Source organism: Mesorhizobium sp. M0074 (genome assembly GCF_040322975.1).
GTDB lineage: Bacteria > Pseudomonadota > Alphaproteobacteria > Rhizobiales > Rhizobiaceae > Mesorhizobium.
Genome location: NZ_JAMYUM010000022.1, coordinates 116,809 through 129,693, shown reverse-complemented (window position 1 = coordinate 129,693; position 12,885 = coordinate 116,809). Strand labels below are relative to the sequence as shown.

Below are 12,885 nucleotides of genomic sequence, written 5' to 3'. Positions count from 1 at the left end.
CCGCCCGTGTTGGTCCCCGCCACCCCCCACCCCGCCCCGTAGTGCATCTGCCCACCCCCCGCCTCGGGTTGTGGCGGGGGGGGGGGGGGTGGCGCCCCCCCCCCCCCCCCCCCCCCCCCCCCGCCTCGCTTCGCTCGGCACCCTCCCCTCGAGGAGGGGACCGCCCCGCCAGGAACCCCGCTAATGACCGTAACCCCGACCGTTCTTTCCCCCACAGCGGAAGCTCCTGTCGAAGGATTGCCGCCTGGCTTCGGCGAAGGCATCGCCGGCAAGGCGGCTTTTTTTATCGCCATCGCCTTCTCCATCTTCCAAATCTACATCGCCGCCTATGGCAGCCTGCCGAGCCAGGTCATACGCGCCATGCATGTCGGCTTCCTGCTGCTGCTCGGCTTTGCCCTAATCGCCAATCTGCGCGCCAAAAGCGTCCCGGCGAAAGCAGTGTTCTGGACGCTCGGCCTGCTTGGTTTCGCCACCGGTCTGTACAATTGGGTGTTCTATGCCGACCTCATCCGCCGCTCCGGCTTTCTCACCACGCCTGACCTGATCGTCGGCGCGGTGCTGGTCGTGCTGGTCTTCGAGGCGGCCCGGCGGTTAATGGGGCTGCCGCTCGCCGTCATTGCCTTCATCTTTCTCGCCTACGCATTTGCCGGCAATCATCTGCCGCCGCCGTTCATCCATCGCGGTTATGATTTCGCCCAGCTCGTCGACACCTTCGCCTATGGCACCGAAGGCATCTACGGCACGCCGATCTATGTCTCGGCCGCCTACATCTTCATCTTCGTCGTTTTCGCCGCCTTTCTTGAGCGCGCCGGCATGATCGCGCTGTTCAACGATTTTGCGCTTGGCCTGGTCGGCTCATGGCGCGGCGGCCCGGCGCAAGTCTGCGTGCTGTCCTCGGCGCTGATGGGCACCATTTCCGGCTCCGGTGTTGCCAATGTGGTGGCCAGCGGCCAGTTCACCATCCCGCTGATGAAGCGCTTCGGTTTCCGCTCGGCTTTCGCCGGCGCCGTCGAGGCGACCTCGTCGATGGGCGGCCAGATCATGCCGCCGGTGATGGGAGCGGTGGCCTTTATCATGGCCGAGACCCTGAACATCCCCTATGCCGCGGTGGTCAAGGCGGCGATCATTCCGGCGCTGCTCTATTTCGGCGCCTGTTTCTGGCAGGTGCACCTGGAAGCCGGCAAGGCCGGCCTGCACGGCATGGCCAAGGCCGACCTGCCCAATCCGTGGGATGCGGTGAGACAACATTGGCCGCTGGTACTGCCTCTCGCAGCACTGATCTACCTGCTGTTTGCCGGCTACACACCGGTCTTCGCCGGCACCATGGGCCTGGCGCTGACCATTGTGCTTATCCTCGGCACGCCGCTGGCGGCATCGATCGGGCCGCTCGCCTTCCGTGTCGTCTTCTGGCTGGCGCTCGGGCTTGCCGCGGCTTCCTTCATGAAATTCGGCGTCAACATCCTCAGCCTGGTCATCGCCGTGCTGGTCGCCGCCTGCCTCACCTTCAAGGGCGGGCGCGAGACGCTGCGCATATGCGTGGATTCCCTTGCCGAAGGAGCAAAGAACGCGCTGCCGGTCGGCATTGCCTGCGCCATTGTCGGCATCGTCATCGGCACGTTGACGCTTACCGGCATCGCCTCGACCTTCATCGGCTGGATCATCTCGATCGGCGAGAACAATCTGTTCCTGTCGCTGCTTTTGACCATGCTCACCTGCCTGGTGCTCGGCATGGGCATACCGACCATTCCCAACTACATCATCACTTCGTCGCTGGCCGGGCCAGCGCTGCTGTCGCTCGGCGTGCCGTTGGTGGTCAGCCATATGTTCGTCTTCTATTTCGGCATCATGGCCGATCTCACCCCGCCTGTGGCGCTGGCCGCCTTCGCCGCCGCACCCATGGCCAAGGAAAGCGGCCTCAAGATCGGCATCCAGGCCACCAAGCTTGCCATTGCCGGCTTCGTTGTGCCGTTCATGGCGGTCTATACCCCGGCGCTGATGCTGCAGGACCCCGGCCCGATCGCCGCCCAGTTCGGCTATCCCGTCGAGGTCGCCTATATCGTCATCAAAGCCTGCATGGGTATCGTCCTGTGGGGCGCCGCGGCCGTCGGATTTCTCGCCCGGCGCATGGCCTGGTGGGAACGCCTCGTCGCCTTCGCCGCCGGCGTGCTGCTGGTTGCGGCGCTGCCGCTCACCGACGAGGCGGGCTGGGCGCTGTCCCTTGCCTGGATCGGCTGGCACTGCTGGCGCGCGCGGCAGGCTTCGCTGGCTAATTCAGCATGAGCCTCTGCATCGTCGCGGCCGGCAAGACGGTGACGCTCGCCGTTGCTGCCTTCACGCTCTCCTGGGTGCATTCGGTGGAGAAGACCCAGTGGCAGGAAGACTGGAAGGTGCTGCCGTCCGGCCTGCAGCTGGTCGAGGCCCGCATCAAGGGATCGGGCGCCGGGGTGGAGCCGCCGCAAGGCTCGGTGCTGAGAAACGGCTGGTGGGTCTATGCGCCCAAGGTCGGGCCACAGCGGCGCCTCGCGCTCGCCGCCTCGGGCGCCACGGGTCAGGGCTGGACGCTGTGCACGGCGCAGGACTGTCGCGAACTGGGCAAGCTGGCAGGCGGCCCGATCTCGTTGGAGCCGTGCGGGCCGGAGGGCTCCAGCCAGCCGCGGTAGCGGGCGATCATGCCGGCAAGCGGATGCGAGATCTCGACATGGAAGCGGAAGCGGCCATCCTTCACCGTTTCGTAGGAAGTCGAGCGTGGACCGAGCCACATCGGAAGCGGCAGGCCAAAAAAACTCCAGCGGCGCAAGACCAGCGCCAGCCGGCCGTCTTCGGCAACCAGCGCCATCGCGAAGGTCAGCGGGCCGAAGCGTTCGCACAGCAAGCGCTGCGATCGACCCCGGCCTGCGGACTGTAGGCTCGAAAAACTGTGCTTGCCGAATGTCCGGGTCCAGGTCTCGCCGTCCTTGTCGGTGTCGAAGCGGACATGAACCGGGATGTCCTCGCTTGCCCCGGGGAAGCCGACCGTCCAGGCCATTAGCCGGCCAAGAACATTGCGCCCGCGTTCGACGCGCGCGCGGCCTGCGGCCGTGATCGTACGGTCATGCATTGACCGAATTGCCTCGGGAAGGCCTTGCCAGGCGGCACCGAGCAGCTCGGCATAAAGCGGCTTGTCCTCGTCCGCCGCCCCGTTCCTGAAGCCGGTGTAGATTGTCCGCCCGGCGAACAGGGCTTCATAATCCCGGAGCTCCAAATCGCGCACCCCCGCCCGTGCGCCCGGCGCGGGCTGATGTCCGGCCAGCGCTTTGCGGGCCAGTGCTTCGACCGCCATCGACGGGATCAGCGGCCCGTCATTGCCCTCGGCCAAGAGATGCCACGAGCGCTTGACGATGGCGCCCGCCCGGTCCGATCCCTCGACCTCGACGAACATGCCGCCGCGATGCTCGCCCCAGCGCAGCCGGTTCGTTGCCTCATGCATCAGCGGCGCCAGCGGCGAAAGCGAACCGATCAATCCGGCGCGCACCAGCCAGGCGAGGCCGATCAGGGCGCGGTGCAGCACCTCGGGTACCGGCCCGGCTCCCATCCAGATGGTCCTCGCCTCCGGCCAAAGCGCGGCCAAGGCGCGCAGGTCTGGAACGTCGACCAGAGAAAACAGCGTGTTTCGAAGCGGCAGCCGGCCCGGCGGCGCGATAGTGTAGCGCAGCTGCTCGGTAAACGGACGGCCTTGTTCGGGACGGCCATTGCGAACAAGCCGCACCGGCCGACCGGCATAACCGGCGATAGCCCGGATGACGTTCCCGCCGACGCCGGCAAAGGGCGAAGGCGCGATGCCGCCGCGAATGCCGTCGACCCGCGTCAGGTCCGAAGACAGGCGACGCACCACCGCCGCCGTCAGCACCGGAAAGCTCGAGACGCCGGACAGCACGAAGACGCCGGCGTTTCGCGCCGCCTCGTCGAACGCAGAGACCCCGGCGACGAAATCCGAGCCGTCGGCTAGATCGAGATAGTTGATGCGCCGGGCGATGCAGGCCTCGATCAGGCGATAGCGTCCCTCGCCATAGGCCTGGAACGGACCGCTCGCGTCGACTACAATATCAGGCTCAAATGCAGCGAGTTGCGCGGCGAGATCGCCGTCACGGTCGAACAGTGCCGGCACCAGCTGGGCTGCTGTCGGGGCGCGCTTCTTGCAATACGCGTCAGCCTTGGCGAGCGAGCGCCCGGCGACAAAGAGGATCAGATGCGGCTCGCCCTCCAAAAGCTCGACGGTGCGACCGCCAAAGGTGCCATAGCCGCCGACGACAAGAACCTTCATCCGCAGTTCCCCCAAAATGCCCCGCCCGCTCCCGGCCACGGCAACGAACCTAGCCGATCAATCTTGCCCTCACCTCAGCGGAAGGGATTTCGCAATTGTCCTTCTTGCCGAACAGGGCGTAGCGGTTCTTTGCGATGCGGTCGTAGAGCCAGTCGCGAAGCGGGCGCGGCAACAGCAGCAGGATCCGCGCCGCCCGCCACGGCCAGCCGAGTTCGGCCATGACGGCAACGAAACTGTCCAGGCGGGTGAAAGCCGCGCCATCGACGATGACGAGATTGGTCTCGTAGCGATCCGTCCGCAGCCCGTATTTCTTGAACAGCATCTCGCCGAAGGGCGACTGCGCCGTTACGAAATGAAAGCGGCCCTTGCGGTCGAGCTTCACCACCATGCGCACAAAGCCCGAGCACAACACGCAAATACCGTCGAACACGATCAACGGGCGACTTGATTCGAATTCTGGCGGCTCAGGAGAATGGTTCGGCTTGACGATCACGTGACGCCCGGCAGCTGGTGTCAGGCGACACTAGGCCTGCCGGCGGCTGGATCAAAGCCCGGAATGCTGAAGGCTTGGCGTTGTCGCACGCCGTCTGTCGGTCAGCGCAGGGCGCTCGGCGCGATAAGTCGTTGACCGATTGTCGGCGTCGGGCCGGCAGATACGGCTGTCGTGACGGCTCTCCATGCTCATCATCAGCGCACGCTGATCCCAAGCGTGTTGCCACGGCGCGCGCAGGCGGGGCCTGGGCCGCGCATATAATAGCGCTCAGGCCGATAGGTCGGCGCGACGAATTCGCGGATGGCGGCGGCATAGCCGGCGATTTGATTCCAGAAGCTCATTTTACTCGGTCCCTGTCCCGTTTCGGATGTCCCTTCCGAATTGCGGGGATCATAGCGTCCAGGCGTGAATAGTCGGTGAACGCGATGTTAATCTCTGGTCGAAAATGCCTTTGTTCATGGCTGGAATGCGGCTGATTCGCGGTGTTTCCATGCAGTCCGTCGGCATTTCGTCCAGTGTGACTTTTGCATCACATATGTTTCGCCTGAATGTCGCAGAGGCGCGGTTTTGTTTCAGGTTTTGCCGGACCGCGAAATTTCCGTGCACGCGGCCGGAAAACCAGGAACCGGCCCGTCAGCCGCACGTTGATTTCCCAGTGCCGGGACGAACTGGCTCCGCAGGCTGTGGTGCTCGGGTGGGCCGCAGCCAAAAAATCCGAAACTGCAAGAGCAATGGAAAGGCAAAGGCCATGGGTTTCTTTTCGAAGGATATCAAAACCCTCGACGACCTCTTCGTGCACACGCTGCGCGACATCTATTACGCTGAAAAACAGATCGAAAAATCGCTGCCGAAGATGATCGACAAGGCGAGTGATCCGCAGCTGAAAGCCGGCTTTGAGAAACATCTCGCTCAGACCAAGGGTCATATCCAGCGTGTCGAGCAGGTGTTCGAACTGCACGGCGTGAAGGCCAAGCAGGTCGACTGCCCGGCCATCGACGGCATTCTCGAAGAAGCCGACGACGTCAGCGGCGACATCGCCGACAAGGAGGTCCTCGACGCTGCGCTGATCGCCTCCGCCCAGGCGGTCGAGCATTATGAGATGACCCGTTACGGCACCCTGATTGCTTGGGCCAAGCAACTGGGCCGCAGCGACTGCGCCAATGTGTTGGCCAACAACCTCAAGGAGGAGCAGGCAACCGACCGCAAGCTTACCGAAATAGCGGAAAGCAAGGTCAACCTGCAAGCCGCCGAGTAGGGCAGTGAGCGAGAACAAGGCAAGGCTGGGTTGAAAGCCCGGACTTGCCTTTTGCGCCGCCGGAACCGGAACGGACTTTGCCCGTTCTCGGTTGAACATTGTCGCGCAGGGAGTTTGTCATGGCGCCGCGCCCGGCCTGGAGAGGGTATCTCAAGCTTTCGCTGGTCACTTGCGCCGTCGAACTGACCAATGTCGTCACCCAGGCCGAGAAAGTCTCGTTCCGCGTGCTCAACCGCAAGACCGGCAATACCGTCAAGCGCGTCTATGTCGATTCGGCAAGCGGCAAGCCGCTCGATGAAGGCGACGAGATCAAGGGCTACGAGATCGGCGACGGCGACTTCGTCCAAATCGAGGAGGAGGAGATCGAAGCCGTGCTGATCGACTCCTCGCATACGATGAGCCTCGATGGTTTCATCGAAAAATCCTCGATCCAGCAGATCTATCTCGATGCGCCCTATTATGTGACGCCTGCGGACGAGGTCTCGGAAGAGGCCTTCGCCGTCATCCGCGACGCCATGGCCGCCAAGAAGACGGCGGGGCTAGCCCGCATTGTGCTCTATCGCCGCGAACGTCCGGTGGTCATTGAGCCGTTGGGCAAGGGTCTGCTGCTGACGACCCTGCGCTATGGCGATACGGTTCGCAGGCCCGAGATGGTGTTCGGCGACATCAAGCCGGTGAAGACCGACGCCGAGATGATCAGGCTGGCCGAACACATCGTCGATGACAAACAGGCGAAGTTCGATCCTTCCGAATTCGAGGACAAATACGAAAACGCCCTGATCGAGCTGGTCCGCGCCAAGAAGGCCGGCAAGAAGGCACCGAAGACCAAGGCGGAACCACGGCCCTCCAACGTCGTCAACCTCTTCGATGCGCTGAAGAAGAGCCTTTCGTCGGAAGCCGGTGCGCCGGCAAAGACCGGACGCCCGGCAAAAGGCGCCAAGTCCAAAGCCGCCCGGCGCAAATCTGCTTAGGATCCGCCCATGGCCAGCCTCGAGCAGTATCACGCCAAGCGCAATTTCAAGAAGACGGCCGAACCAGCCGGCAAGGTTTCGCGCGGCAAGAAAGCCGTGCCGGGTGGCATCTTCGTCATCCACAAGCATGCCGCCACCAGGCTTCACTACGACCTTCGTCTCGAGCACGGCGGCGTGCTGTGGAGCTGGGCGGTGACGCGAGGCCCGAGCCTCGACCCGCACGAAAAGCGGCTCGCCGTGCATGTCGAGGACCACCCGATCGACTATGCGCCGTTTGAAGGCACCATCCCGAAGGACCAATATGGCGGCGGCTCGGTCATTGTCTGGGATGAGGGAACTTGGGTCCCCGATGGCGACCCGGCAAAGGCGATGAAGAAGGGCCATATCAGTTTCGAACTGCATGGCCACAAATTGCATGGCGCATGGCATCTGGTGCGGCTGAAGCCGCGTCCGGGCGAAAAGCGTGACAACTGGTTGCTGATCAAATCCGACGATGCCGCCGCGCGTCCAGGCGAGGACATTTTGCAGGAGGCGCCGCAATCGGTGAAATCCGGCCTGACCATCGAGGAGGTCGGCGAAGGCAAGACCGCCGACGGCAAGAAGCCAAGGGTCTGGCAGTCCGACAGGCCGGCTACCGGCAAGAAGGCAGTCGCGGCAAGGCGGCTCGAATTCATCGAACCGGCGCTCGCAACGCTGGAGCGGGACGCGCCGCCCGGCAAGGACTGGCTGCATGAGGTGAAGTTCGACGGCTATCGCATGCAGTCGCAGCTTGCCGGCACCGAGGTGCGGCTTTTGACACGCGCCGGCCTCGACTGGACCGACAAATTCGGTGGCGCAATTGTCGCGGCACTTGGCGGCCTGAAATGCACCGATGCGATCATCGACGGCGAAATCGTCGTGCTGGCGGATAACGGCGTCTCGTCATTCTCGCTGCTGCAGCAAGATCTGTCGGCGGGCCGCACGGATCGTTTCATCTACTACGTTTTCGACCTGTTGCGTCTCAACGGTGAGGATATCCGTTCCGAGCCGCTGGTCGAGCGCAAGGAAAGGCTGCGCACTTTGCTCGCCGGACAGGCCGAGGATCAGGCCGTGCGCTTCAGCGACCACTTTGCCGAGCCCGGCAAGATCATGCTGGAGCATGCTTGCCGGCTGGGGCTCGAAGGCGTCGTCTCCAAGCGTGCCGATGCGCCCTACCGCAGCGGTCGTGTTCCCTCGTGGGTGAAGTCGAAATGCACGGCGCGCCAGGAATTCGTCATCGGCGGCTATATGCCGTCGGACAAGACCGGGCGCGGCCTGCGCTCGCTGCTGGTTGGCTATCACGAGGGCGGCAAGCTGCGCTATGCCGGCCGCGTCGGCACCGGCTTCACGGCCAAAAGCACCAACGAGCTGAAGAAGAGGCTTGATGCGCTGAAGACGACAACCTCGCCCTTCGACAGGGCGGTGCCAAGGGGCAAGGGGCTGGTCTGGGTCAAGCCCGAACTTGTCGGCGAAGTGGAGTTTCGCAGTTGGACGTCGGACCGTATAATACGCCACGCGTCGTTCCAGGGATTGCGCGAGGACAAGCCGGCGGAGGAAGTCGTGCAGGAGAAACCGAAAGCACGCTCAGCCACGGCCGAGCCGAGGCCAAAGCCCGCCGAACCCGCCGGCGCGGCGAAAACCTCGGTTACACTGTCCCGCCCCGACAAGCTTCTGTGGCCCGAGGAGAACGTATCGAAGCAGGATCTGGTTGATCACTACGCGCTGGTCTGGCCGCGCATGAAGCAATTCGTCATCAACCGGCCGCTCAGCCTCGTGCGGGCGCCGGACGGCGTTGGCGGCCAACGGTTCTTCCAAAAACATGCCTCGGCCGGCATGAGTGAAAAAATAGCCGTGATGAAGGATCCGACGGACGGCGAGGAAATCCTGTTCATCCGCGATTTCGACGGCGTCGCGGCGCTGGTGCAACTGGGCGTCGTCGAGATCCACATCTGGGGCTCGACCACCAACGAGCTGGAAAAACCCGACCAGATCATCTTCGATCTCGATCCGGACGAGGGCGTCGACGTGAAGGCGGTGCGTGCCGCGGCGCTCGATATCCGCGGCCGGCTCGACGAACTGTCCCTGCCGAATTTCGTCAAGACCTCGGGCGGCAAGGGCTATCATGTCGTCGTGCCGCTGAAGCCGTCGGCGGATTGGGACGAGGTCAAAGGCTTCGCCCATGAGTTCGCCCGAGCGCTCGAACAGGCCGCGCCCGACCGCTACACGGCGACGCTGTCGAAGAGGGCGCGCACCGGCAAGATTTTCGTCGATTATCTGCGCAACGGCCGCGGCGCCACCACGGTTGCGCCCTATTCGTCGCGCGCCAAAAAGGGAGCCACGGTATCGATGCCGGTGACCTGGGCGGAGATCGAGGCCGGATTGCCGCCGAACGCCTTTCCGATCGGCGACAAGACGACGCTGAAGCGGCTCGGGCAAGCCGATCCCTGGGCGGATTTTTTCAAGCAGGCAAAGCCGCTCAAGCGCGGCTAGAGCAATTTCAGGAAAGTGTGAAACGGTTTTCCGTCCGGAATTGCGTCAAAACAAAAAGATAGAGTGGTTCGGCGTTCCCGTGAAACGCCGAACGCGCATCGAAGCGCGCCGTCAGGCGAGAAACGTCTTCTCGAAGGCCTGCTTGCCTACCGGTGAAAAGATCACGGCACGGCTGTCCTTCTCGCGCCGTGCCCATTTCTCGGCGAGGACCTTGTCGAGAATGGCGGCGCCCAGCGCGCCGGCAAGATGCGAACGCCTCACGCTCCAGTCGAGGCAGGCGCGGCACACCGGTCGCCGCGCTTTGGTATGGATGTCGATGCCGATCGCGGCGAAATGCGAGGCGGCCGACGGCCCAAGCTGGATCACCTCGTCGTCGCGCAGGAGCACTTGTCGAGCCACAAGACGGTCCAGCATCGCCACCGCCTGCTCGCCGGCGAGGTGATCGTAGCAGACCCGCGCCACGCGCATGGCCGCGTCGCGAGGGCCGGGTCGCACCCTCTGCGGTCCGACCGCAGCGGCAACGCCGGTGATGGCTTCGATCATTCCCGCCACCTGCGGGCCGGCGAGGCCGTAATAGCGGTGCCGCCCCTGGCTCGCCAGTGTCAGCAGCCCGCCTTCCATCAGCTTCGACAGATGCGAGCTCGCTGTCGGAAGCGACACCCCGGCTTCGAGTGCCAGTTCGCTCGCCGTCAGTGCCGTGCCGCCCATCAGTGCGGACAGCATGTTTGCCCGCGCCGGATCGCCCACCAGGCTGGCAATGCGGGCTATGTCAGGTCCTTCGCGCATAGTTCGTTCCTCATCGAAGCATCCTCGTCAGATAAAGCATTAGTCTCGATGCAAATCAAGGAGACAACGATGCCTGCAAGGACCATTCTCAGCGCCGCGCCTGCTCGCCGGCCGTTCCCGTTCATTGTCTTGCGCCGCTTGCGGCTGCGGCTCCTGAAGCGGTGGTACGACCGTCATTTGCAGCGTCTCGACCTCGCCGAGATCGACGATCATCTGCTGCGTGACCTTGGCCTGACACCCGAAGACGTCCGTCGCGAGTGCGCGAAATCCTTCTGGCAAACCTGACCGGCCAGCGAATTTGCCTAGCATATCGATCTTCGGAACGTTTCGACCCGGCTCGAACTGTGACCGCCAGAAAACATCCACCGCCAAGGAGGCGAAAATGACCATCACCTGCTTCATCCGCTACGAGATCGATCCGTTCGGCAAGGCGGCATTCGAGGAATATGCACGCAATTGGGGGCAGGCGATCCCGCGCTGCGGCGCCGATCTGATCGGCTATTTCGCGCCGCACGAAGGCTCGGCCACCACGGCTTATGCCGCCTACAACATCGACAGTCTTGCGGCCTACGAAGCCTACCGCGCCCGGCTCGCCGCCGATCCCGCCGGCAAGGCGAACTACGAGTTCGCCCGACGGGAAAAATTCATTCTGAAGGAGGACCGCATCTTCCTCAAGCTGGCCTCCGGGCCGCATGCTCCTTCGGTGAAGCCATGATCGCCGTCATCTTCGAGGTCGAGCCGGCGGCGGGCAAGCGCGATGCCTATCTCGGCATCGCCGCCGACCTGCGCCCACTGCTCGACGGCATCGACGGTTTCCTGTCGATCGAGCGCTTCCAGAGCCTTGCCGATCCGAACCGCATCCTGTCGCTGTCCTTCTGGCGCGACGAGGACGCGGTGAAGACCTGGCACAACACGCAGGAACATCGGCAGGCGCAGAAGGCCGGGCGCGGCGGTATCTTTGCGGACTATCGTTTGCGCATCGCCCATGTCGTGCGCGATTACGGCCTGACCGAACGCGCCGAGGCGCCTCAGGACAGCCAGGCGGTAAATGGTTAAGGACTGTTAGGCATTCCCGATCAGCACCCCTGCCGCAAACACCAGCGCGCCACCCAGCACCACCTGGAAGGCGGCGCGCCAGAATGGCGTCTGCATGTAGCGGTTCTGCACGAAGGCGATCGCCCACAGCTCGAAGAAAACCACCACGGCGGCGACAATGGTCGCCGTCCAAAAAAGCGGGATTAGATAGGGCAGCGCATGGCCGAGCCCGCCCAGCGTCGTCATGACGCCGACGGTCAGCCCGCGTTTTGCCGGCGAGCCGCGGCCCGATAATTTGCCGTCGTCGGAAGCCACCTCGGTGAAACCCATCGAGATGCCAGCGCCGATCGAGGCGGCAAGCCCGACCAGAAAGGTCTGGAACGTATCATGCGTGGCAAAGGCGGCGGCAAAGATCGGCGCCAGCGTCGACACCGAGCCATCCATCAGCCCGGCCAGCCCCGGTTGGACATAGGTCAGGATGAACTGGCGCTGCTCGGCTGCCGTTTCTTCGTCCTTGACCGCGCCCGGCACATGCTTTTGCTCCAGCCGCTGCGCCAGTGTCTCGTGGCCCTGTTCTGCGATCGCCAGGTCGTCGAGCAGCTTTCGCGTCGACGCATCGCCTGTGCGTTTGGCCGCCTCGATATAGAACAGGTAGGCCTGCCGCTCCATGGCCTCGGCTTGGCTGCGCACATGATCGATGCCGAGCGGCCTCACCAGCCAGTCCGGCTTGCGTTCGTAATAGCCCTTCACATGTTCGCGCCGGATCAGCGGTATGCGCTCGCCGAAACGCTTGCGGTAAAGCTCGATCAGCGAATCGCGATGGCCGTCCTCCTCCTCCGCCATCTCCTCGAACACCTTGGCCGATTGCGGAAAGCTCTCCGCCAGCCCGTCGGCATAGGCGCGATAGATGCGCCCGTCATCCTCCTCGGAGGAGATGGCGAGCGCCAGGATCTCCTGTTCCGAGAGCGATTCAAAGGGACGGCGGCCGAAGCCGAAAACGCGGGAAAGCATGAGAAATTCACCCTAGTTTAGAATAGTTCTAAACTATGACCTCGCACGTCGCCGGTCAATCGTGTGCGCTCCACTCATGCTCAAAAGGTACAGGCTTCAAAATCCCGAACACATCGCCGTTGCTATCGGCAAACGTTCACTTATATAACCGAATCTCAACCAAGAGAAAGGAACGCCGCAGATGCCGGAAAAACAGCAGCTGTTTGATCCCAAACCGGTTCTCGACCTTATCGCTAATATTGAGGCGGATCTGCAGCGCCTGAAAGGCCTAGTCGAGCAGCAGGTCGAAAAATTCGATCCCGCCAATCCGCACAACAAGGCTCCCGACGGCAAGTTGACCGAGGAGGGCGTCGAGTGCTGCTATCGGCTGTTCGACGAGGGCAAGTCGCGCTATTCGGTCGCCCAACAGATGAAGATCTCCTTCGCCGCCGCCACCCACCGCTTCAACACCTGGCGCAAGATGGGCGGCCCCAAACGGCAAAAGACGCTGTTGGGGTGAGGAGCGGCAGGCTATGCCGGTCAATCG

General features: G+C 63.5%; 14 protein-coding genes. 9 read left to right on the top strand and 5 right to left on the bottom strand.

Annotated elements, in window-relative coordinates; translation table 11 throughout:
- Positions 1 to 183 precede the first annotated feature (183 nt).
- Positions 184 to 2,280: a TRAP transporter permease gene (locus NKJ73_RS26175; RefSeq protein ID WP_352571588.1), complete on the top strand. Its 2,097-nt coding sequence runs from the start codon at positions 184 to 186 to the stop codon at positions 2,278 to 2,280.
- Positions 2,277 to 2,660 (top strand): DUF1850 domain-containing protein, encoded by a 384-nt coding sequence (locus NKJ73_RS26170; protein ID WP_352571587.1) that lies wholly within the window; start codon positions 2,277 to 2,279, stop codon positions 2,658 to 2,660. Before NKJ73_RS26175 ends, NKJ73_RS26170 begins: the two co-directional genes overlap by 4 nt.
- Here NKJ73_RS26170 and NKJ73_RS26165 read toward each other — a convergent pair.
- The 3 genes from NKJ73_RS26165 to NKJ73_RS26155 all read right to left on the bottom strand — a co-directional run bounded on the left by NKJ73_RS26165 (position 2,549) and on the right by NKJ73_RS26155 (position 5,134).
- The gene (locus tag NKJ73_RS26165) at positions 2,549 to 4,300 is read right to left on the bottom strand and encodes a saccharopine dehydrogenase family protein (RefSeq protein WP_352571586.1); all 1,752 of its coding nucleotides are present in this window, start codon (positions 4,298 to 4,300) and stop codon (positions 2,549 to 2,551) included. The genes NKJ73_RS26170 and NKJ73_RS26165 overlap by 112 nt on opposite strands.
- Before the next feature lie 49 nt (positions 4,301 to 4,349).
- Positions 4,350 to 4,730, bottom strand: a complete 381-nt coding sequence (locus NKJ73_RS26160) for a thiol-disulfide oxidoreductase DCC family protein (RefSeq protein ID WP_245274773.1) — start codon at positions 4,728 to 4,730, stop codon at positions 4,350 to 4,352.
- A 257-nt stretch (positions 4,731 to 4,987) separates the two neighbouring features.
- Positions 4,988 to 5,134, bottom strand: coding sequence for a hypothetical protein (locus tag NKJ73_RS26155; protein ID WP_023678994.1), 147 nt, complete (start codon positions 5,132 to 5,134; stop codon positions 4,988 to 4,990).
- Positions 5,135 to 5,541: 407 nt separating this feature from the next.
- On the opposite strand from NKJ73_RS26155, the gene NKJ73_RS26150 reads away from it, so the two are divergent.
- The 3 genes from NKJ73_RS26150 (at position 5,542) to ligD (ending at position 9,527) form a co-directional block, all read left to right on the top strand.
- On the top strand, positions 5,542 to 6,048 hold the full coding sequence (locus tag NKJ73_RS26150; RefSeq protein ID WP_352473615.1) for a YciE/YciF ferroxidase family protein: 507 nt from the start codon (positions 5,542 to 5,544) through the stop codon (positions 6,046 to 6,048).
- Positions 6,049 to 6,167: 119 nt separating this feature from the next.
- On the top strand, positions 6,168 to 7,019 hold the full coding sequence (gene ku / locus NKJ73_RS26145) for a non-homologous end joining protein Ku (RefSeq protein WP_352571585.1): 852 nt from the start codon (positions 6,168 to 6,170) through the stop codon (positions 7,017 to 7,019).
- Positions 7,020 to 7,028: 9 nt separating this feature from the next.
- On the top strand, positions 7,029 to 9,527 hold the full coding sequence (gene ligD, locus NKJ73_RS26140; protein WP_352571584.1) for a DNA ligase D: 2,499 nt from the start codon (positions 7,029 to 7,031) through the stop codon (positions 9,525 to 9,527).
- 111 nt (positions 9,528 to 9,638) lie between these two features.
- Here the strand turns inward: ligD and NKJ73_RS26135 are convergent, their stop codons facing one another.
- Positions 9,639 to 10,313 (bottom strand): ArsR/SmtB family transcription factor, encoded by a 675-nt coding sequence (locus NKJ73_RS26135; RefSeq protein WP_352571583.1) that lies wholly within the window; start codon positions 10,311 to 10,313, stop codon positions 9,639 to 9,641.
- A 69-nt stretch (positions 10,314 to 10,382) separates the two neighbouring features.
- Here NKJ73_RS26135 and NKJ73_RS26130 point away from each other — a divergent pair, with 69 nt between their 5' ends.
- From NKJ73_RS26130 to NKJ73_RS26120, 3 genes are all read left to right on the top strand, one after another.
- On the top strand, positions 10,383 to 10,598 hold the full coding sequence (locus NKJ73_RS26130) for a DUF1127 domain-containing protein (RefSeq protein ID WP_352571582.1): 216 nt from the start codon (positions 10,383 to 10,385) through the stop codon (positions 10,596 to 10,598).
- A gap of 97 nt (positions 10,599 to 10,695) precedes the next feature.
- A complete protein-coding gene (locus NKJ73_RS26125; RefSeq protein ID WP_352571581.1) occupies positions 10,696 to 11,028 on the top strand; it encodes an NIPSNAP family protein in 333 nt (110 codons plus the stop codon).
- Entirely contained in the window at positions 11,025 to 11,369 is a 345-nt protein-coding gene (locus NKJ73_RS26120; protein WP_352571580.1) for an antibiotic biosynthesis monooxygenase family protein, read from the top strand. Before NKJ73_RS26125 ends, NKJ73_RS26120 begins: the two co-directional genes overlap by 4 nt.
- Positions 11,370 to 11,375: 6 nt before the next feature.
- On the opposite strand, the gene mbfA is transcribed toward NKJ73_RS26120, so the two are convergent.
- Positions 11,376 to 12,359 (bottom strand): iron exporter MbfA, encoded by a 984-nt coding sequence (gene mbfA / locus NKJ73_RS26115; protein WP_352451856.1) that lies wholly within the window; start codon positions 12,357 to 12,359, stop codon positions 11,376 to 11,378.
- Between the two features lie 181 nt (positions 12,360 to 12,540).
- Between mbfA and NKJ73_RS26110 the strand changes: the two genes are divergently transcribed.
- The gene (locus tag NKJ73_RS26110; protein WP_023679003.1) at positions 12,541 to 12,858 is read left to right on the top strand and encodes a hypothetical protein; all 318 of its coding nucleotides are present in this window, start codon (positions 12,541 to 12,543) and stop codon (positions 12,856 to 12,858) included.
- Positions 12,859 to 12,885 lie beyond the last annotated feature (27 nt).